This is a genomic window from Mycobacterium sp. SMC-13, from assembly GCF_045311035.1.
In the GTDB taxonomy this organism is placed as follows: domain Bacteria; phylum Actinomycetota; class Actinomycetes; order Mycobacteriales; family Mycobacteriaceae; genus Mycobacterium.
The window spans coordinates 1-20,476 of the sequence record NZ_JBJIAI010000033.1 but is presented as its reverse complement, the minus strand read 5'-3'; the positions used below and the strand labels follow the sequence as shown (position 1 = coordinate 20,476).

Here is a 20,476-nt window from a genome sequence, read left to right as displayed (position 1 = left end):
CTTCGTCGTGGGGGTACGTTTCGGACCATGTCTTCTGTGTACGGAAAAGTCGTCTTCATCACCGGTGGTGCTGCGGGGGTCGGGGCCGAGGTGGCCCGCCGGTTGCACCGCAAGGGCGCCAAGCTGGTGCTGACCGACGTCGACGCGGCGGCGCTGGACGCCACAGCCGCCACGCTCGGTGACGATGTCCTGACCGTGGTCGCCGACGTTCGCGACCTGTCCTCGATGCAGGCCGCCGCCGACGCGGCCGTCGAGCGCTTCGGCGGTATCGACGTGGTGATGGCGAACGCCGGTATCGCGACCTACGGCTCGGTGCTGCAGGTCGACCCCGAGGCCTTCAAGCGGCTGCTCGACATCAACGTGCTCGGGGTGTTCCACACCGTGCGCGCCACGCTGCCGTCGGTCCTGGATCGCCGCGGCTACGTCCTGATCGTGTCGTCGCTGGCCGCCTACACCGCCGCTCCCGGTCTGGCGCCGTACAACGCCTCCAAGGCCGCCGTCGAGCACTTCGCCAACGCACTGCGCCTCGAGGTCGGGTACCGCGGCGTCGACGTCGGCTCGGCGCACATGTCCTGGATCGACACCGCCATGGTGCGCGACTCGAAGTCCGACCTGTCGACGTTCGCCGAGATGCTGACCAAGCTGCCGTGGCCCATCAGCAAGACGACGTCGGTCGACAAGTGCGGCGAGGCCTTCGTCGCCGGCATCGAGGGCCGCAAGACGCGGGTGAACTGCCCCGGCTGGGTCGGCGCGCTTCGCTGGCTGCGGCCGCTGCTGGCGACGCGCATCGGCGAGGTACCGGTGGCCAAGTTCGTGCCCGATCTGCTGCCCCGCATGGACGCCGAGGTGGCCGCCCTGGGCCGCTCGTCGAGCGCGCACACCGAGCAGCTCGACAAGGGATGACGGTGCGGGTCGGCATCGTCTGGTTCTGCCTGGCCGCCCTGTTGCTGGCGGTCACCGGGTGTGCGGACGAGAAGTCGTCGAGCCCGTCCCCGTCGTCCCCGCCGACGCCGGAACAGGTGCGCGCCATCGCGAAATCCGCGTACACGTACGGGTTTCCGATGGTCGACAACTACCGGGTCCAGTACTCGTACTTCGCCGACAAGGCCGGGCCCGAGTACAAGGGCGCCTGGAACCAGATCCACAACGTCGCGCGCGTCTTCACTCCCGAGGACAAGGCGATCCAGACGCCCAACTCGGACACGCCGTACTCGTTCCTGGGTGCCGACCTGCGCGCCGAGCCGCTGGTGCTGAGCGTGCCGGACGTCGAGCCGGGCCGGTACTACTCGCTGCAGTTCGTCGACGGTTATACCTACAACATCGCGTACGTCGGTAGCCGCGCCACGGGCAACGGCGCGGGCAAATACCTTCTGGCCGGGCCGAATTGGCACGGTGCGACGCCGCCGGGGGTCGAGCGGGTGATCCGCAGCTCGACCGAGCTGGCCTTCGTGCTGTACCGCACGCAGCTGTTCGGGCCGACGGACATCGACAACGTCAAGAAGATTCAGGCCGGTTACCAGGTGACGCCGTTGTCGGCGTTCCTGAAGCAGCCACCGCCACCGCCGGCGCCGGCCATCGACTTCGTCGCACCGCTGTCGGCGCAGGACGAGCGCACGTCGCCGAAGTTCTTCGAAATCCTCAACTTCGCAATGAAGTTCGCGCCGGTGCAGGCCGCCGAGGAAGTCATGTGGAAGCGCTTCGCCACCATCGGCATCGGTCCCGACGGCTCTTTCCGGGCCGACCAGCTCACGCCCGAGAACCGCAAGGCCGTGGCGGACGGGATGGCGGACGCCTGGGCCGCGTTCGACACGTTCAAGAAGGACAAGTTCGACACCGGCGAGGTGACGTCGGCCCAATTGTTCGGCACCGCAACGGATCTCAGGGGCAATTACCTGTACCGCATGGCCGGCGCGGTGCTCGGGATCTACGGCAACACTGCCGCCGAGGCGATCTATCCGAGTGCTGTCGCCGACAGCACCGGCGCGCCACTGACCGGCGCCAACAACTACACGCTGCGGTTCGCGCCCGGACAGCTGCCGCCCGTCAACGCCTTCTGGTCGGTGACCATGTACGAGATGCCGCAGAGCCTGCTGGTGGCCAACCCCGTCAACCGCTACCTGATCAACTCGGCGATGCTGCCGACCCTGATCAAGGATCCCGACGGCGGCATCACGCTGAACGTGCAGAACAGGTCGCCGGGACCGGCCCGCGAAGCCAACTGGCTGCCCGCACCCGCTGGGCCGTTCGTCATCGCGATGCGGCTGTACTGGCCCAAACCCGAAGCGCTCGACGGCACCTGGAAGGCCCCCAAGCCCGTCCGGGTCTAGCGGCCGCGGCGCTTCAGGTACCGCTCGAACTCCGCCGCCAGCGCGTCGCCGTCGATCTTGCCGAGCGCCTCGTTCATGTCGACCTCGGCGTCGCCGCGTTCCTCGAGGGACTGCACGTACTCGGCGATCTCCTCGTCGTCGGCCGTCATCTCGGTCACCGACTGTTCCCACTCCTCGGCCTGCGCCGGCAGATCGCCGAGGGGCACCTCGACGTCGAGGGCGTCCTCGACGCGCCGCAGCAGCGCGACGGTGGCCTTGGGACACGGGGGCTGCGACACGTAGTGCGGTACCGCCGCCCAGAACGTGACGGCCGGGATGCCGGCCTGCACGCAGGCGTCCTGGAAGACGCCGGCGATGCCGGTCGGTCCCTCGTAGCGGGTCTCTTCGAGCCCGAAGAACTTGGCCGAGTCGGCCGAGTACGCCGCGCCGGACACCGGCACCGGGCGGGTGTGCGGGGTGTCGGCGAGCAGCGCGCCCAGGATGACGACGGTCTGCACGTTGAGTTTGTCCAGGATCGCCAGCAGCTCGGCGCAGAAGGTGCGCCAGCGCATGTTCGGTTCGACGCCGTGCATCAACACCACATCGCGATCCGAGCCCGGTGGGCGGCAGTGGGAGATGCTCATCGACGGCCACACCAGCTCGCGCGTGACGCCGTCGACCTGGCGGATGACGGGGCGATTCACCTGGTAGTCGTAGTAGCTCTCGTCGTCGATCTCGACGAGGTTCCGGGCCTCCCACATGGCATCGAGATGCTCGAGGGCGTCACTGGCGGCGTCTCCGGCGTCATTCCACCCCTCGAACGCCGCGACGACGACGGCATCGTGCAGTTCGGGCAGGTCAAGTCCCTGGGGCAGGGGCCGGTCGGACGGGCTCACAACGCCAGCGTAAGCCCTTCTCGGCGCCCGCGAGCGCTACCCCTGGGCGGGTCGGGCCGAGAAACCGGTTTGGTGACTCCACCTACCATGGTGATGTGACTGCACTGGACAATCGACTGTCCAACGTGGGCGTCCGAACGTCTGTCGGCTGACGACGTAGACTCTTTGGCGTCGAGAGGCGTTGCAACGGATCCGGGTTTTCCGGTGTCCGCCACGCTCGGCAGAGTTAAGGACGCCTTCCGCAATGGAAGGAACGCATGTGACTGCCGCCCCGGTGAAAACCTTCGCGCCGAACATCCGCCCGGACTGCACCGATGAACTCACGGCTGCGCTGGGCCGGCGGATCATGGTCATCGACGGCGCAATGGGGACGGCGATCCAGCGCGACCGGCCCGACGAGGCCGGCTACCGCGGCGAGCGGTTCAAGGACTGGCCGAGCGATCTGGTCGGCAACAACGACCTGCTCACCCTGACGCAGCCGCACATCATCGAGGGCATCCACCGCGAATACCTCGAGGCGGGCGCCGACATCCTCGAGACCAACACGTTCAACGCGAACGCGGTCTCGCTCGCCGACTACGGCATGGAGGAGTTCGCCTACGAGCTGAACTACGCCGGCGCCGCTCTGGCCCGCCAGGCGGCCGACGAATTCAGCACCCCCGAGAAGCCGCGCTACGTCGCCGGCGCTCTGGGGCCGACGACGCGCACCGCGTCGATCTCGCCCGACGTCAACGACCCCGGCGCCCGCAACGTCTCCTACGACCAGCTGGTCGCTGCCTACCTCGAAGCGGCCAACGGCCTCGTCGACGGCGGCTCCGACATCCTGATCATCGAGACGATCTTCGACTCGCTCAACGCCAAGGCCGCGGTGTTCGCCGTCGAGACACTGTTCGAGGAGCGGGGCCGCCGCTGGCCGTTGATCATCTCCGGCACCATCACCGACGCGTCGGGCCGGACATTGTCCGGACAGGTCACCGAGGCGTTCTGGAATGCGATCCGGCACGCCAAGCCGCTCGCGGTCGGCCTGAACTGCGCCCTCGGCGCGCCCGAGATGCGACCGTACATCGCCGAGGTGGCGCGCATCGCCGACGCCTTCGTCTCCTGCTACCCGAATGCGGGTCTGCCCAACGCTTTTGGCGAGTACGACGAGTCCCCGGAGCGTCAGGCCGGCTACATCGAGGAGTTCGCCGAGGCCGGTCTGGTCAACCTGGTCGGCGGGTGCTGCGGCACCGCGCCGCCGCACATCGCCGAGATCGCCAAGGTCGTCGAGGGCAAGACACCCCGCGAGCTGCCGGAGATTCCGGTGGCGACCCGGCTGTCGGGTCTGGAGCCGCTCAACATCACCGAAGATTCGCTCTTCGTGAACATCGGTGAGCGCACCAACATCACCGGTTCCGCCCGGTTCCGCAACCTGATCAAGGCCGAGGACTACGACACCGCGCTGTCGGTCGCGTTGCAGCAGGTCGAGGTCGGTGCGCAGGTCATCGACATCAACATGGACGAGGGCATGATCGACGGCGTCGCCGCGATGGATCGCTTCACCAAGTTGATCGCGGCCGAGCCCGACATCAGCCGGGTTCCCGTGATGATCGACTCCTCCAAGTGGGAGGTCATCGAGGCGGGCCTGAAGAACGTGCAGGGCAAGCCGATCGTCAATTCGATCTCCATGAAGGAGGGCGAGGAGAAGTTCATCCGCGAGGCGCGGCTGTGCCGTAAGTACGGCGCCGCCGTCGTCGTGATGGCCTTCGACGAGCAGGGCCAGGCCGACAACCTGGAGCGCCGCAAGGAGATCTGCGGGCGGGCCTACCGGATTCTGACCGAGGAGGTCGGCTTCCCGGCCGAGGACATCATCTTCGACCCGAACTGCTTCGCGCTGGCGACCGGTATCGAGGAGCACGCGACCTACGGCATCGACTTCATCGAGGCCTGCGCCTGGATCAAGGAGAACCTGCCCGGGGTCCACATCTCGGGCGGCATCTCGAACGTGTCGTTCTCGTTCCGCGGCAACAACCCGGTCCGTGAGGCGATCCACGCCGTGTTCCTGTTCCACGCCATCAAGGCGGGCCTGGACATGGGCATCGTCAACGCCGGTGCGCTGGTGCCGTACGACGAGATCGACCCCGAGCTGCGGGACCGCATCGAGGATGTCGTGCTGAACCGGCGCGAGGACGCGGCCGAGCGGCTGCTGGAGATCGCCGAACGGTTCAACACCAAGGGCAAGGAAGAGGACCCGGTCGCGGCGCAGTGGCGCAGCCTGCCGGTCCGCGAGCGCATCACGCACGCACTCGTCAAGGGCATCGACGCGCACGTCGACGACGACACCGAGGAACTGCGCGCCGAGATCGCCGCCGCCGGCGGGCGGCCCATCGAGGTGATCGAGGGCCCGCTGATGGACGGCATGAACGTCGTCGGCGACCTGTTCGGCGCGGGCAAGATGTTCCTGCCGCAGGTCGTGAAGTCGGCGCGCGTGATGAAGAAGGCCGTGGCGTACCTGCTGCCGTTCATCGAGGCGGAGAAGGCCGAGAATGGGACGGCTGACAGCAAGGACACCAACGGCACCATCGTGATGGCGACCGTGAAGGGCGACGTCCACGACATCGGCAAGAACATCGTCGGGGTTGTTCTGCAGTGCAACAACTTCGAGGTGATCGACCTCGGTGTGATGGTGCCCGCCCAGAAGATCCTGGACGCCGCCAAGGAGCACAACGCCGACATCATCGGGCTGTCCGGCCTGATCACGCCGTCACTCGACGAGATGGTGAACTTCGCCGTCGAGATGGAACGTGAAGGCCTGGAGATTCCGCTGCTGATCGGTGGTGCGACGACCTCGCGCGCCCACACGGCCGTGAAAATCTCGCCGCGCCGCAGCGGTCCGGTGGTCTGGGTCAAGGACGCGTCGCGGTCGGTGCCGGTGGCGGCCGCACTGCTCGACGACAAGCAGCGTCCCGCCCTGATGGAGGCCACGGAGAAGGACTACGCGGCCCTTCGCGAACGGCACTCGCAGAAGAACGAGCGGCCCATGCTGACGCTGGAGAAGGCGCGCGCAAACCGCACACCGATCGAGTGGGACGGCTACGCGCCGCCGGTGCCGGCCCAGGGCGTGGGCGTTCGCGAGTTCCTCGACTACGACCTCTCCGAGCTCCGTGAGTACATCGACTGGCAGCCGTTCTTCAACGCCTGGGAGATGAAGGGCAAGTTCCCCGACATCCTCAACAACCCGGCGTCGGGCGAGGCCGCGCGCAAGTTGTACGACGACGCCCAGGAGATGCTCGACACCCTGATCAAGGAGAAGTGGCTGCGCGCCAACGGCGTGATCGGTTTCTTCCCCGCCAACGCCGTCGGCGACGACATCGAGGTCTACACCGACGAGACCCGCACCGAGGTGCTGACCACGCTGCACAACCTGCGTCAGCAGGGCGAGCACCGCGACGGGATCCCGAACAAGTCGCTCGGTGACTTCATCGCGCCCAAGGACACCGGCCTGGCCGACTACGTCGGCGCCTTCGCGGTCACCGCGGGGCTCGGCAGCCAGGACAAGATCATGGAGTTCAAGGCCGCCCTCGACGACTACAGCGCCATCCTGCTGGAGTCGATCGCCGACCGGCTGGCCGAGGCGTTCGCCGAGCGGATGCACCAGCGGGTCCGTGAGGAGTTCTGGGGATACCGCCCCGACGAGCAGCTCGACAACGAGGCGCTCATCGGGGAGAAGTACGTCGGCATCCGCCCGGCGCCCGGTTACCCGGCCTGCCCCGAGCACACCGAGAAGACGACGCTGTTCTCTCTGCTGGACGTCACCGAACGGACCGGCATCGAGCTGACCGAGTCGATGGCGATGTGGCCCGGCGCCGCCGTCAGCGGCTGGTACTTCTCGCACCCGCAGTCGCAGTACTTCGTGGTCGGCCGCTTGGCCCAGGACCAGGTCGCCGACTACGCGCGGCGCAAGGGCTGGACCTTGAAGGAAGCCGAGCGCTGGCTCGCCCCCAACCTCGGCTACAACCCGGAGGACTGAGGTAGATGTTCAAAGCTGTCCTGTTCGACATGGACGGCACGCTCGTCGACTCCGAAAAGCTCTGGGACGTCGCGATGCACGCCTTTTATGCCCAGAAGGGCGGCGTGCTGACCGACGCGGTGCGGGAGACGACGGTCGGCGGCTCGGCGGAGAACGTCATGCGGATCGTCTACGACGACCTCGGCCTGGACCCGACGCCGGAGTCCATGGCCGAGTCCGCGGACTGGCTGCACGTCTACACCGGTGAGCTCTTCGAGCAGGGGCTACCCTGGCGTCCCGGCGCGCAGGAGTTGCTGGAAACCTTGGCCGCCAGCGGCATTCCGCTGGCGCTGGTGACCAACACCCGGCGCACGTTGACCGAGCAGGCGCTGAAAACCATTGGCAGCCACTACTTCACGGTCACCGTTTGCGGTGACGAGGTGCCCGACGGGAAGCCGCATCCGGCTCCGTACCTGCGGGCCGCAGAACTGCTGGGCGTTGCGGCGGAGGACTGTCTGGCGATCGAGGATTCAGTGACCGGCGCGCAATCGGCGGACGCCGCGGGCTGCGTCGTGCTGGTGGTGCCCAACGACGTCGCGGTGCCCGACGGACCACGCCGCCGGCACATCGAATCGCTGGCCGGGCTCGGGGTCGCCGACCTCCGTGACATCTACACCGAAATGTGTTCGTAGCCGCGAGTTCTGGTCCTGCAGCGGGCCCTGTTGTGCGATTGTTGACGCACCCCACGCAGCGCTGCGAAAGGACGTCCGATGTCCCATGGCCCGATCGGTGACGACACCACGGCGATCTTCGCCGACGAGGAGTTCGACTCCGGTCGCGGTGCGGTGCGCATAGCGTCGGTGGCGGCTCTCGGCGGTCTGCTGTTCGGCTATGACAGCGCCGTCATCAACGGTGCGGTGAAGTCGATCCAGATGCACTTCGCGATCGACGACCAGTCGTTGGGGATCGCCGTTGCCTCGGCGCTGCTCGGTGCGGCCGTCGGCGCCATGACGGCGGGGCGGCTGGCCGACCGCGCCGGCCGTCTCTCCGTGATGAAGCTGGCCGCGCTGCTGTTCCTGATCAGCGCCATCGGGGCCGGGCTGGCCTGGAACATCTGGGTGCTGGTGGCATTCCGGGTTGTCGGCGGCCTCGGCGTGGGCATCGCGTCGGTGATCGCTCCGGCCTACATCGCCGAAACCTCACCGGCGAGCATCCGCGGGCGCCTCGGATCGCTACAGCAGCTGGCCATCGTCAGCGGCATCTTCCTGTCGTTGGCGGTCGACGCACTGCTCGCGCATCTGGCCGGTGGGGCGAGCAACATCCTGTGGCTGGGGCAGGAGGCCTGGCGCTGGATGTTCATCCTGATGGCCATCCCGGCCATCGTGTACGGCCTGCTGGCCTTCACCATTCCCGAGTCGCCCCGGTATCTCGTTGCCACGCACCGGATTCCGGAAGCCCGCAAGGTGCTCACCACGTTGCTGGGGGAGAAGAACCTGGAGATCACGATCGGTCGCATCCAGCAGACGCTCGAGTCCGAACAGAAGCCCACGTGGCGCGACATGTGCCGGCCCGGGGGCGGACCGCTGAGCCTTTACGGCATCGTCTGGGTCGGTCTGGCGCTGTCGGTGTTCCAGCAGTTCGTCGGTATCAACGTGATCTTCTACTACTCGAACGTGCTGTGGGAGGCCGTCGGTTTCGATGAGAGCTCGTCGTTCCTCATCACCGTCATCACCTCGGTGGTGAACATCCTGACGACCGTGATCGCGATCATGCTGATCGACAAGATCGGCCGCAAGCCCCTGTTGCTCATCGGCTCGGCCGGTATGACGCTGACGCTGGCCACCATGGCAGTCATCTTCGGTACCGCCCCACAGGTGAACGGGGTGCCGCAACTCAGCGGCATGGAGGGGCCCGTCGCCCTCGTCGCCGCCAACCTGTTCGTGGTGGCATTCGGCATGTCGTGGGGGCCTGTGGTGTGGGTGCTGCTGGGGGAGATGTTCCCCAACCGCATCCGAGCCGCGGCGCTCGGACTGGCCGCGGCCGGCCAATGGGTCGCCAACTGGGCCATCACCGTCACCTTCCCCGAACTGCGCAGCACGCTCGGCGTCGCATACGGCTTCTACGCGCTGTGCGCGTTCCTGTCGCTGGTGTTCGTCGCCAAGTGGGTTCGCGAGACCAAAGGCGTTGCGCTCGAGGACATGCACGCCGAGTTGCTGGCAAAATGAGGCTGCCGGTTGCCCGGCAGCAGTGACTGGCTGATTTCACTGACTGACTCAATTCAGCGACGGACTGAATTCAGCCGCGCCCCGGAATCTCCGTCAGATGGCTGATGCCCATCCCTATTGACGTACGAGACAATTATCGGCGGTGAGCGTTGGTGCTGCCGTGGTTCTGACGCTCCTTCGTGGAAGGGGTGCGCAATGGTCAACGCCCGCTCTCGTTGTGTGGCTCGACTGAACATCGGTGTCGCGATCGCCACCGCCGCAATCGTGGTGCTCGGCTTTGTGGGCGCGGCCCCGCCGGTGCGTGGTGTCATGTTCGACGCCGGCGCCGTCCGGGTGGCGGCTGTGAATACCGCGATGTCGGCGCACTGGGCGGCGCTGGAGCAGTTCGTCGACACCCATGCCGGCGTGGTGGCAGCCGCGGTGCGCGTGGTGGGCGGCAGCAGCTCGGGTGTCAGTGCTGCAGCCGCGACGACGCCGACGACCGGATCCCTCACGGCGCCAATGCCACTGGCGGCAACGGCACTACCCGCTCCGCAGCCGGCCGGGGCCGTCGCCGTCATCGAGCAGGCAATCGTGTCGGCGCTGTCGACGGCGTTCTTGACGTTGGCCCAGCCATTGGTCAGTACGCCTGAGCTGGCTGCTGTCTTCGGCCCGTTCGTGTTCTTGGGCGTCATCCTGTACGGATTGGTCGTGGGTGTGCCCCTCACAATTTTCAACTCCATCGCTGCCCCGATACTCAACTTGCTGCCGTTCGCGGCGGTGCCGGCACCGGTGTCCGCGACGCTCACGCCGACGGCGGCCGTGTCGACCGGTCCTGTCGCGCCCACCGCGACCGTCTCCGACCCGGTGACGCCATCTCTCAAGGTGACACACTACGGGCGGGTGTCGCCGACGTTGCGGACATCGAAGGGCGCAGCGGCGGCGTCGGATGCGACCGGTGACTACGTGGTGGGGCAGTTCAAGCCGACGGGGCGGCAGTCGGTGCGGCATGGGCCGATGACGGCTGCCGGCCAATCCCAGGATCGGAATGCCGGCGGCCAGAATGCCGGATCGCGGGCAGGCCTTTCGAAGGGGGCCGGCAAGGCGGGGGCATCGCCGTCGCGTAGCTCGAAGCTGGGCCACGGCAGCCGGTCGGTTCGCGGTGACAAGGGCAACTCCTAGGCGCGGCTGAATCTCGGCGTAGGCGGCGCGGCGTCGGCGGCCGCTTTCGCGCGTTGCGGCTCGACTCGCAGCCGCCGGTGGCGCCGCGTCGGCACTGCAGCGCGTGCAGTACCGCCGCCGCGGTAAGTCGGCGTGGTCTTCCGGCGTCTTGCCGGGTTAGCTTGCGGGACTGTCGCTTTCACCATCGGCGTCCTCACTCTCGTGCGGGTAGAGCGTGGGGTGGTGGTAGTGGTTGGTGCGGGGTTGGCCGACGTCGAGCAGTGGTGGTGGGGTCCAGTGGGTGCGGCCGTCGGGGCCCATGGTGGTGCTCCAGCCGCCGGCGTCGACCAGGCGGTTGTCGCGGCCACAGGCCAGGGTCATGGTGTCGATGTTGGTCAGGCCGTCATCGCGCCAGTTGCTGATGTGATGGGCCTGGGAGCGCGAGGCCGGGGCGGTGCAGTTCGGTCGGGTGCACCCCAGGTCCCGCCCGAACAACGCCAACCGCTGCGCGGTGCTGGCGGTGCGGGCCGCCCGACCCAGATACAACGGCTGGCCGGTGTGCTCATCGAACACCGCGAGGTAGTTGTCCGACCCTTGGGCGGCCATCCGGATCAGGTCTTTGATCGGCAGTTTCGTGCCGGTGTGGGTGAGCGCCGTCCCGGCACGTTTTTCCAACTCGGCCACCGTGCAGGTGGCGACCACCGCGACGGGGAAGCCGTTGTGCACCCCGGAGGAGGAGGCCAGCATCATCCGGCCCACGAATTTGAAGGCGTCGTACTGGCGCTGCGCCACAGTGCGGGTGTCGTTGTCGATCTGCTCCTGCGTCGGCGTACCCGAGTAGCAGGGCTGCGGATCGGCGGGGTTGCACATGCCCGGCGCCGCGTATTTGTCGAACAGCACTTGCCAGTAGGCCCGGCCTTCGGGGTCGAGTTGGGCGGTGACGTCAGTGCGGCCGTCGGGCCGCTGCTTGCCCATGACGAACGAGCGTTTCGGGTCGGGCTCGCCGTCGTCGGGTTCGGGGCCGTCCTGATCCAACCGGTACAACAAATCCGCCGCGGCTTTGCGTAGGTCTTCGGGGGTCTTGACCCGCGCGTCGGCCACCAGATCCGTCTCGCACTGCGCCAGCGTGATGGGGTCGGCCGCCCATAACGGCAGCTTCTGGAAGAACCAGGTGATCACCGCGATGTGCTCGGCGTTGATCGCACCCTCGGCCAGCGCGGCGGCGACCAGTTCCCACACCGGGCCCAACGCCTCCCCGGTGATGGCCGCGCGGGGGCCCAGGTTGTCGCAGTCGCGCACCCGGCGACGGGCTTCTTCGCGGCTGATGCGGTGCCGCACATGCAGCACTTCGGGCCAGTCTTTTGCGCCGATGTCTTTGGCGGTGGCTTGGGTTTGGGCGGCGGCCAGGATCTGGTGATCGACCGCTTCGGCGGCGCATTTCAGGGTTTCGCGGCGCGACTGCACCTCCAACAATGTCCGCACATCCAGGCCGGTGTAGTCCAGGGACGCAACCTGGGCCGCCGCGGCTTCGTAGGCGGCGTACGCCGCCTCGACAGCGGCCGGATCGGTCAATCCCATGCATCGAACACTAGTTCGAGCCACCGACAAGAAATCGACTGGAATGTGACGCTAGTTGCCCACTGTGACCAGCGGTGTCAAAGTGACCAAAGTTTTTTCCAGAGCGGCTGTGGCACCGCCGCGCGGCCCCAGGTAGCCGCGTGCACGGCCCTTGCCCCCAACGTGAAACAATTGCAGCCCGTGAAGACCTTCGATGCGCTATTCGCCGAGCTCAGTGAGCGAGCGAAGACCCGGCCGGCCGGCAGCGGCACCGTCGCGGCGTTGGACGCCGGGGTGCATCATCTGGGCAAGAAGATCATCGAAGAAGCCGGCGAAGTGTGGATCGCCGCGGAACACGAGAGCGATGACGAGCTGGCGGGCGAGATCAGTCAGCTCCTGTACTGGACGCAGGTATTGATGATCAAGCGCGGCCTGACCCTCGACGACGTGTACGGCAAGCTGTGACCGGCGCATCGTCCAACGGCCTCCTGCGCGTCGCCGTTCCGAACAAGGGCGCACTGAGTGAGTCGGCCGCCCACATCCTGTCCGAGGCCGGATACCGTCGCCGCACCGATCCGAAGGATCTGACGGTCGTCGACCCGGCGAACAAGGTCGAGTTCTTTTTCCTGCGGCCCAAGGACATTGCCATCTACGTGGGGTCCGGGCAGCTGGACTTCGGCATCACCGGTCGCGACCTCGCTGCCGAGTCGATGGCCCCCGTCAGCGAGCGGTTGGCCCTGGGTTTCGGATCCTCGACGTTCCGCTATGCCGCGCCAAAGGGACGGGACTGGACGGTCGCCGATCTGGCCGGCAAGCGCATCGCCAGCGCCTACCCGAACCTGGTGCGGAAAGACCTGTCCGACAAGGGGATCGAAGCCACCGTGATCCGCCTCGACGGCGCCGTGGAGATCTCGATCCAGCTCGGCGTGGCCGACGCCATCGCCGACGTCGTCGGATCCGGCCGCACTCTGGCGCTGCACAACCTGGTGGCCTTCGGTGAATCGCTGTGCGATTCGGAGGCGGTGCTGATCGAGCGCGCCGATGTCGCACCGGACCCGGCCCGCGACCAGCTCGCGGCCCGCATCCAGGGTGTGGTGTTCGGGCAGCAGTACCTGATGCTCGATTACGACTGCCCCCGCAGCGTTTTGGAGCAGGCAACGGCCATCACGCCGGGTCTCGAATCGCCGACCATCGCGCCCCTGGCTGACGCCGACTGGGTTGCGGTGCGTGCCCTGGTGCCGCGGCGGCAGGTCAACGCCATCATGGATGAGCTGGCGGCCATCGGGGCCAAGGCGATCCTGGCGTCCGATATCCGGTTCTGTCGCTTCTGACCCGTGCCGGTGTTAGCGTCCCCGTAAGGTCTGCAACCTGACGGAGGTCACGTGACACAAGCACTGATTCTGCTGTTCGCCTTACTCATCGGTGTGGTCGCGGGCCTGCGGGCGCTGACTCCGCCCGCGGTGGTGGCCTGGGGCGCCAAGCTCGGTTGGCTGCCGCTGGTGGGTACCTGGGCCGAATGGGTCGGTAACTGGATCACGGTGACGGTGCTGACCGTCCTGTTGGTGGTCGAGTTGATCACCGATCAGTTGCCCAAGACGCCGGCACGAACGGTGCCGGCGCAGTTCGGGGCCCGGTTGCTCACCGGCGCGTTCGCCGGTGCGGTCATCGGCGCCGGGTGGCACCACACGTTCATCGGCATGGGCGGCGGCATGATCGGCGCGGTCATCGGGACGCTGGCAGGCTTCCACGCACGTCGAATCCTGGTGGCGCGCAACGGCGGACATGACCTGCCGGTGGCGCTCGCCGAGGACGTCCTCGCGGTCGGTGGTGGCTTCGCCATAGCGGCCGTCGCGCTGAGTGCCATCGGTCCCTATGTCGTCGTCTGAGAGCACCGCGTTCGACGCCATCATCGTCGGCGCCGGACAAGCGGGACCGCCCTTGGCCGGCCGACTCACCGAAGCCGGCCAGACCGTCGCCGTCATCGAGCGCAAGCTCGTCGGCGGCACCTGCGTGAACTACGGCTGTATACCGACCAAGACTTTGGTCGCGAGCGCCTACGCCGCACACCTGGCCCGCCGCGGCGCCGACTACGGCATCGGAACCGGCGACGTCACCGTCGACATGGCAAAAGTCAAGGGCCGCAAGGACGGGATCGTCACCGAGGACCGCGAAGGCGTCGAGAGCTGGCTGGAAGGCATGAAAGGCTGCACGCTGCTACGCGGGCACGCACGCTTCCTCGATCCACACACGCTGCAGGTCGGTGACCAACAGATCACCGGTGAGAAGATTTTCCTCAACACAGGCGGCCGTGCGACGGCCCCGGATATCCCCGGTCTGGCCGACGTTGATTACCTCACGAACGTCGGCATTCTCGACCTCGACACGGTGCCAGAGCACCTGGTGATCATCGGCGGCAGCTACATCGGTCTCGAGTTCGCGCAGATGTTCCGCCGGTTCGGCGCCGAGGTCACGGTCGTCGAACGCGGGCCGCGACTTGCCTCGCGCGAAGACGACGACGTCTGCGCCGCCATCAAGGACATTCTCGAACGTGAGGGCATCACAATCCACCTGGGTGCCAGCGATATTCGGGTGGCCAAAGACGGCGACGGGGTGGCGGTCAGCACCGGCAGTGCCGTTGTACCGGGCTCGCACCTGCTGGTCGCGGTCGGGCGCGTGCCCAACACCGACGACCTTGGTCTCGAAAAGGCCGGCGTGGCAACGGACTCCCGGGGATACATCACCGTCGACGATCAGCTGCGGACCACCGTCGACCACATCTGGGCCATGGGCGACTGTAACGGCAAGGGGGCGTTCACTCATACGTCGTACAACGACTTCGAGATCGTGGCGGCCAACCTGCTCGACAACGAACCGCGGCGGGTCAGTGACCGGATCCCCACCTATGCGCTGTACATCGATCCGCCGCTCGGGCGGGCCGGGTTGACCGAGGCGCAGGTTCGGGCGTCGGGGCGAAAAGCGTTGGTGGGCAAGCGCCCGATGACCCGCGTCGGCCGGGCGGTCGAAAAGGGGGAGACGCAGGGCTTCATGAAGGTCGTGGTCGACGCCGAGACCAACCAGATTCTCGGCGCCTCCATCCTCGGTGTCGGCGGCGACGAGGTGGTGCACTGCATCCTCGACCTGATGGCCGCCAAAGCACCGTACACGACCATGACGCACACCGTGCACATCCACCCGACTGTTTCCGAGCTGGTGCCCACGATGCTCGAGGGGCTCAGGCCCCTGCAATGACAGGCTCGGTAACAGCCTGTGCCACACCGCGTCCGGCGACCAATTGCCGGGTGACCTCGGCGACGCGCCGGCCCAGGTGTTCGCACGTCGCCGTATCGGATGGGTGCACCTGGTCTGGGTTGGCGTCGACATCGGTCGCCGCCGCGGCACCCAGCCAGAACCCCAGCCGATTGAGTTCGCTGTCGCTTGCGGTGGAGTGATTCCAGCCCGGGCCCAGGCCCAGATTGACCCAATGCATGTGATGCTGGGCGGCGAAGACCGCCAGTGAGACAAGCGAATTGAGCTTGTCGCCGCTCTTACTTCCCGAGTTGGTGAACCCGGCGGCGACCTTGTCGCGCCACGCGCCCTGCTGGCAGCGACGTCCCGTCTGCTCGGCGAACGTCTGGAACGCCGCCGATACATTGCCCATGTAGGTGGCGGTGCCGAAGATGATCGCGTCGGCGGTATCCAGCGTTTGCCAGTCGTCGTCGGTGAGGTCACCCAACCGGATCAGGGTGACGGCCGCGCCGCCGGACCGGGCTCCGGCGGCGACTGCCTCGGCGAGGAACGCGGTGTGTGCGAACCCGGACTGGTAGGCGACGACAACCGAAGGTGTTTCGTGAAAGGTATTGTCCGACATCATTAACTCCTAGGGGTTCGGGCCTGCGGGCGGGGCATCGAGCGGGCTGTGTCCGGCGATCTCGGCGTATCGCTCGAGCCACCCGGGCAGGGGAGTGCCGTCGAGCAGCGCCTGCAGCCGGTCGAGGAAAGCCTGTGTGCCGGGCCGGAATCCGTTGGCATTGGGCACGCCAAGGCCGCGATGGGTCATCCGGAGCAGAGTGCCGCTGCCATCGGCGGTGAGTTCGTAGCGGACCACACCGGGTTCGACGATCTGTTGGTGCCACTCATGCTCGAACACATGCGGCGGATCCCAGACCAGGATGCGGCCCGTCATGCGCTTCATATCCGGTGGCACGGGCGGGCCCGAGGCGACCGTCTCGATCGAGCCGCCCGCACGGCCGTCGATGACGGTCTTGCCCATCCAGATGTCGCGATGCGCGGGTTCTGTGATCGCGGCCCATACCCGCTCGACGGGGTGTTTCAGTCGTCGCTCGAATGTCAGCGTGGCGCGGTCGCCGTCCACGGTGACGACGCCCTCGAGTTCATCGGTTGTCACGTTCCTCCTCGAATGTCGAATCCAGATGGCGCTCAAGGGCATCCAGATGGTTGGTCCAGTAGCGGCGGTAGCGGTCGATCCACTGGTCCATCTCGACCAGACCGTCGGCACGCAGCGCGTAGATGCGTCGTTGGGCATCGGGCCGCACCTCGACCAGTCCGACTTCCCGCAACACCCGGAGGTGACGGGAGACCGTCGGTTGCGTCAGTCCCGGGAGCGTGGCGACCAGCTCGCCCGCGGTGCGTTCGCCCTCGGCGAGTACGTCGAGCAGCGCGCGCCGGTTCGGTTCGGCGACCGCTTCGAAGACGTCCATGAAGTCAGTATGCCCAGCTATCTATATAGATGCAAGTACATATAAGACTCGGCGATACAGGTGGTGTGATTTCCGCAGCTCAGAGTGTTGTGCGGTTACGCGGTCTCACTGCGGTGCGGACTGGTCCAGGTCGGCGATGTGGAGGCCGTAGGGCACGGCTTTGACGAGCGTGACTGTCACCGGGATGCCGCTGGACAGTCGGTAGGTGCGTCGTTGCCCGGCGCACGCGCCTGCAATGGCGGCACCCAACGGGGATTCGATGGAATGGACGGGCATGTCGGCGTATTCGGCGCCCTGTACGCCGAGTAGGAACGTCTCGAAGTCCCCGGTGGCGTCGTGTCGGATGGTGACCACCATCCCGGGTTCGGCAATGCCGTCGTTGGGTGGGTCTTCGCCGACGACGGCATTGATCAGCAGGTCATGAATCTGCTGAATCCGCTTCTCCCACGCGCGTCGCACTGCTGCGGCGTTCGCGTCGATGTTCTCGTCGGCCGTTCCGGCGGAGTGAAGATAACGCAGGGTGTCCAGTTCGCGGTGCAGCCGTTCGTGGGCTTGTGGGGAAATCCAGACTCGTGTCGTGGTGGCCATGTCATTTCCATTCGTCGCGAGACCGGTTGCGCGGTAGGGCATTTCAAGTTCTTCATGTGTCGCCGTTCGGGGCATGCATTCCGTAGGGGACCGCCTTGAGTAGCGTGATGGGCACGCTGGCCCCGCTGGGGATGGAGTAGGTGCGTTGCTCGCCGACATGTGCGCCGGCGACCGCGCTGCCCAGCGGCGATTGCATGGAATACACATCGACATCGGGGTCCTCGGCACCGCGTACACCGAGCAGAAACGTCTCGATGTCCCCGGTGTCGTCGTAGCGAACGGTCAGGACCATTCCCGGTTCAGCGATCCCGTCGTCGGGCGGGTCTTCACCGACCACGGCATTGGACAGCAGATCTTGAATCTGACGCATGCGCGCTTGTCGCGCCAAGTAATTCTCGACGAGGTTGTCGTCGGTGTCCATGACGTCGCCACGAACTTCGATACCCGACCGTGAACGCAGCACGGTCAGTTCGGCCTGCAGCCGCGTATGGGCCTCACGCGTCATCCAAAGACGTTCAGTGCTGGTCATTTTCGGTGCTGTCCTTTCGTCGAAGCCGAGGTTGTCGCCAGGGGCGGGCCGGTGGTGGACGCGCCGCCCCTGACGACTGGAGCGCCCGTGGTGTGGGGCTGCACGGGCGGTGTGGACCAGTGATTGGTGGGTCTAGCGCCCCGTTCGGCGCAGCGGGTCGAATTCGCGCAGGGCTTGGGGTTGCTTGCCGGTGGTGATCTGTTCGGCCAGTAGCCGGCCGGTCACCGGTCCGTGCGCCAGTCCCCACATGCCGTGGCCGCCGGCAACGTAGACGCCGGGCGTCACCTCCCCGATGAGTGGGCGGCCGTCGGGAGTGACGGGGCGCGGGCCCACCCACATCTCGCTGTGTTCAGCCCACCGCACGCCCTGCAGCAGGGGAGCCGCGGAGGTGACGATGGCATCGACCCGCGCCGGGGTCGCCGGGTCGTGCGGGGCGCGGAATTCCATGGTTCCCGCCACCCGCAGTGCGCCGTGGTAGGGCGTGCACGCAACCCGCACATCGGGCAGGTAGACGGGCCCGGGGATGGGACGGTCCACGGGCACTGTGAACGAGTAGCCGCGACCGGCCTGCACGGGCACGCGTATCCGACTGCCGGTGAGCCGGGCAAGCCATGCGCCGGTGGCGATCACCGCGGTGTCGGCGGTCAACGGCTCGTCATTTGGCGGGTGGACGCTGACCCCGGTGCCCGAGCTGGACACGTCGCGCACCTCCAATGTGCGCATCCTGGCGCCGCGCCGCACGACTGCCTGACTCAGCGCGTTGACGAACCGGCCGGGATCGACGAAGCGTTGACCGTTGATGCTCAGGGCGGCGGTGATCGCCTGCGATGCCAGCGGCACTTGCTCGCGTAGCGCCTCGCCGGCCAGAGCGGTGACAGATATTGTCTGCCCGGCCTTTTCGAGATGCTTGAGTTCGCGCATCATGCGTTCGGCTTGTTCGGTGCTGCGGAACAGGGCGGTGATCGGGGCATCGGTCACCGGTGCGTCGACACCGTTGGCGACGAGTACGTCGAAGGCTTCGATGGCTTCTTCGTTGAGCGGCACGTTGGCGCGCACCGCCCGGTTCCACGACTCGGGCCGGCAGTTGGCGACGAAGCGCATCAAGAAGGCCCCGAGCTCGGCGTCGGCGGTCAAGGGAATGTGCAACGGGGCGGCCGGATCGACGAGGGCGCGCAGCCCATATCGCAGCACACCGGGTGAGTTCAGCGGCAGCGTCAGTGCCGGTGCGATCCAGCCGGCGTTGCCCCACGATGCTCCGGCGGCCACTCCGGTGCGGTCAACCACGGTGACATCGAGGCCGCGCTCTTGCAGGAACCACGCCGTCGACAGCCCGACGATGCCCGCACCGACCACGATCGCCGACCGGGGTCCGCCGTCAATGCGCTCGCCGCCGCTCATCACAAACCTCCGCATCCGAACTTCGTCCTTGCGTCCATGGTGGCTTCACCAGGAGAAAGGCATTTGCTGAAATCCGACAAGAGGCCGGTGCCGGGTTGTCGAGATTCGACAACGCCCTCCTGAGCGCGGTCGTGTCTCGGCGAATCGGGTAGGCGCCGGCAGCGAGCACCTCCGCGACCGGCTTCGACGTGCCGTGAGGTGCCGGAGGCGTACAGCGCCGGCTGGCGCGCTTTGTCGTGTTTCGACAGCCCGGACTGGTCAGTCGGTGTCGGTGGCGGCGAGTTCGATCATCATGGCCAGCCGCTTCTTGGCGTCGTCGAGTGGGAGATTCGTGATTTCGGCCATCTTGCGGAGCCGGTACCGCACGGTGTTCTCGTGCACTCCCAGCCGGTTACCCGCTTCGGTGGGGTCGCCCTGCGCCTCGAGCCAGGCCCGCAGGGTGGGCAGGTAGTCGGTGGCGTGGTCGCGGTCGTGCCGGCGCAGTTCGGCCACCGGCCGGCGATCGGGGGAGCGTCCTGAGCGTGCCGCACTGCGCAACCGTTGCAGCAGGATGTCGTCCCACGACTCGTCGTAGGCCGGAGGGGCGACGCCGGTCGGCGACGTCTCGTGTAGCGCCAGGCACTCGTCGGCCTCGTGGCGCGCCGCGACCAGATCAGCGACCTCTGCGGCACCACTGATACCGGCCAACAGCGTCACCCGCTCGGGCAATGCCGCCTGCAGGCTGGAAACCCACTTCCTGGCAGCTTCTGATTGTTCGCCGGGCAGCAGCGTGTACACGGTGTTGCCGGCCAGGGCACTGCGGCCCGGCCGTGACCAACCAAAGCCCGTCGTGGCTCGCTCGAACGCCAACAGCAGCGCCGCGTCGCGTTCCGCGCCGATGAACGCCTGCAGCGCAACCACCCGCAACACGGTGTGCGGCAGGCCCAGTCGGCTGGCGGCGGTGGCGGCATCGGCAGTGCCCTCCAGCAACCGGATCACCAGTTCGGATTCCACTTGCCGCTCGAGGTCCGCGCTGGCACGTGACCGCAACAGGTGCAGGGCCACCGTGTGAGCAGAGCAATGATCAGAACCTGTGGATGAGCCTCGGCGAGGCGGCGTAGGAAAGGGCGCACCTTCCCGAGGATGATCTGA

General features: G+C 67.1%; 19 protein-coding genes. 10 read left to right on the top strand and 9 right to left on the bottom strand.

Annotated elements, in window-relative coordinates:
- Window positions 1–27: 27 nt before the first annotated feature.
- Together ACJH6I_RS28870 and ACJH6I_RS28865 are read left to right on the top strand one after the other, a co-directional pair.
- The gene (locus ACJH6I_RS28870) at window positions 28–903 is read left to right on the top strand and encodes an SDR family oxidoreductase (protein WP_133426966.1); all 876 of its coding nucleotides are present in this window, start codon (window positions 28–30) and stop codon (window positions 901–903) included.
- The gene (locus tag ACJH6I_RS28865; RefSeq protein WP_406785001.1) at window positions 900–2,327 is read left to right on the top strand and encodes a DUF1254 domain-containing protein; all 1,428 of its coding nucleotides are present in this window, start codon (window positions 900–902) and stop codon (window positions 2,325–2,327) included. The genes ACJH6I_RS28870 and ACJH6I_RS28865 overlap by 4 nt, the downstream gene beginning before the upstream one ends.
- Here the strand turns inward: ACJH6I_RS28865 and ACJH6I_RS28860 are convergent.
- A complete protein-coding gene (locus ACJH6I_RS28860; RefSeq protein WP_406776168.1) occupies window positions 2,324–3,181 on the bottom strand; it encodes a PAC2 family protein in 858 nt (285 codons plus the stop codon). The genes ACJH6I_RS28865 and ACJH6I_RS28860 overlap by 4 nt on opposite strands.
- 265 nt (window positions 3,182–3,446) lie before the next feature.
- Here ACJH6I_RS28860 and metH point away from each other — a divergent pair, with 265 nt between their 5' ends.
- The 4 genes from metH (at window position 3,447) to ACJH6I_RS28840 (ending at window position 10,576) form a co-directional block, all read left to right on the top strand.
- Window positions 3,447–7,211, top strand: coding sequence for a methionine synthase (gene metH, locus ACJH6I_RS28855; protein ID WP_406785000.1), 3,765 nt, complete (start codon window positions 3,447–3,449; stop codon window positions 7,209–7,211).
- A gap of 5 nt (window positions 7,212–7,216) precedes the next feature.
- Window positions 7,217–7,882: an HAD family phosphatase gene (locus tag ACJH6I_RS28850; protein ID WP_064857744.1), complete on the top strand. Its 666-nt coding sequence runs from the start codon at window positions 7,217–7,219 to the stop codon at window positions 7,880–7,882.
- A 78-nt stretch (window positions 7,883–7,960) separates the two neighbouring features.
- Window positions 7,961–9,415, top strand: coding sequence for a sugar porter family MFS transporter (locus tag ACJH6I_RS28845; RefSeq protein ID WP_406784999.1), 1,455 nt, complete (start codon window positions 7,961–7,963; stop codon window positions 9,413–9,415).
- A 219-nt stretch (window positions 9,416–9,634) separates the two neighbouring features.
- On the top strand, window positions 9,635–10,576 hold the full coding sequence (locus ACJH6I_RS28840) for a hypothetical protein (RefSeq protein WP_406784998.1): 942 nt from the start codon (window positions 9,635–9,637) through the stop codon (window positions 10,574–10,576).
- Between the two features lie 156 nt (window positions 10,577–10,732).
- On the opposite strand, the gene ACJH6I_RS28835 is transcribed toward ACJH6I_RS28840, so the two are convergent.
- Window positions 10,733–12,133, bottom strand: a complete 1,401-nt coding sequence (locus ACJH6I_RS28835) for a DUF222 domain-containing protein (protein WP_406784997.1) — start codon at window positions 12,131–12,133, stop codon at window positions 10,733–10,735.
- A gap of 162 nt (window positions 12,134–12,295) precedes the next feature.
- Here ACJH6I_RS28835 and ACJH6I_RS28830 point away from each other — a divergent pair, with 162 nt between their 5' ends.
- Genes ACJH6I_RS28830 through ACJH6I_RS28815 form a run of 4 tightly spaced genes read left to right on the top strand, consistent with a single transcriptional unit; the run spans window position 12,296 to window position 15,361 of the window.
- The gene (locus tag ACJH6I_RS28830; protein WP_029105736.1) at window positions 12,296–12,577 is read left to right on the top strand and encodes a phosphoribosyl-ATP diphosphatase; all 282 of its coding nucleotides are present in this window, start codon (window positions 12,296–12,298) and stop codon (window positions 12,575–12,577) included.
- On the top strand, window positions 12,574–13,443 hold the full coding sequence (gene hisG / locus ACJH6I_RS28825; protein ID WP_061007418.1) for an ATP phosphoribosyltransferase: 870 nt from the start codon (window positions 12,574–12,576) through the stop codon (window positions 13,441–13,443). Before ACJH6I_RS28830 ends, hisG begins: the two co-directional genes overlap by 4 nt.
- Before the next feature lie 51 nt (window positions 13,444–13,494).
- Window positions 13,495–13,998, top strand: coding sequence for a DUF4126 family protein (locus ACJH6I_RS28820; RefSeq protein ID WP_061007417.1), 504 nt, complete (start codon window positions 13,495–13,497; stop codon window positions 13,996–13,998).
- Complete coding sequence (locus ACJH6I_RS28815) at window positions 13,985–15,361, top strand: FAD-containing oxidoreductase (RefSeq protein WP_061007416.1); 1,377 nt, start codon at window positions 13,985–13,987, stop codon at window positions 15,359–15,361. Before ACJH6I_RS28820 ends, ACJH6I_RS28815 begins: the two co-directional genes overlap by 14 nt.
- Here the strand turns inward: ACJH6I_RS28815 and ACJH6I_RS28810 are convergent.
- The 7 genes from ACJH6I_RS28810 to ACJH6I_RS28780 form a co-directional block, all read right to left on the bottom strand.
- A complete protein-coding gene (locus tag ACJH6I_RS28810; protein ID WP_061007419.1) occupies window positions 15,345–15,980 on the bottom strand; it encodes a flavodoxin family protein in 636 nt (211 codons plus the stop codon). The two genes, ACJH6I_RS28815 and ACJH6I_RS28810, sit on opposite strands and share 17 nt — an antisense overlap.
- 9 nt (window positions 15,981–15,989) lie before the next feature.
- A complete protein-coding gene (locus tag ACJH6I_RS28805; RefSeq protein ID WP_133427834.1) occupies window positions 15,990–16,517 on the bottom strand; it encodes an SRPBCC family protein in 528 nt (175 codons plus the stop codon).
- Window positions 16,504–16,830: a helix-turn-helix transcriptional regulator gene (locus ACJH6I_RS28800; protein ID WP_061007414.1), complete on the bottom strand. Its 327-nt coding sequence runs from the start codon at window positions 16,828–16,830 to the stop codon at window positions 16,504–16,506. Before ACJH6I_RS28800 ends, ACJH6I_RS28805 begins: the two co-directional genes overlap by 14 nt.
- Window positions 16,831–16,935: 105 nt before the next feature.
- The gene (locus tag ACJH6I_RS28795; RefSeq protein ID WP_061007413.1) at window positions 16,936–17,418 is read right to left on the bottom strand and encodes a GreA/GreB family elongation factor; all 483 of its coding nucleotides are present in this window, start codon (window positions 17,416–17,418) and stop codon (window positions 16,936–16,938) included.
- A 52-nt stretch (window positions 17,419–17,470) separates the two neighbouring features.
- A complete protein-coding gene (locus tag ACJH6I_RS28790) occupies window positions 17,471–17,947 on the bottom strand; it encodes a GreA/GreB family elongation factor (RefSeq protein ID WP_061007412.1) in 477 nt (158 codons plus the stop codon).
- Window positions 17,948–18,079: 132 nt separating this feature from the next.
- On the bottom strand, window positions 18,080–19,345 hold the full coding sequence (locus ACJH6I_RS28785) for an FAD-binding oxidoreductase (protein WP_061007411.1): 1,266 nt from the start codon (window positions 19,343–19,345) through the stop codon (window positions 18,080–18,082).
- A 258-nt stretch (window positions 19,346–19,603) separates the two neighbouring features.
- The coding region (locus ACJH6I_RS28780; RefSeq protein WP_406784996.1) for a PucR family transcriptional regulator at window positions 19,604–20,476 on the bottom strand (873 nt) is incomplete at its 5' end.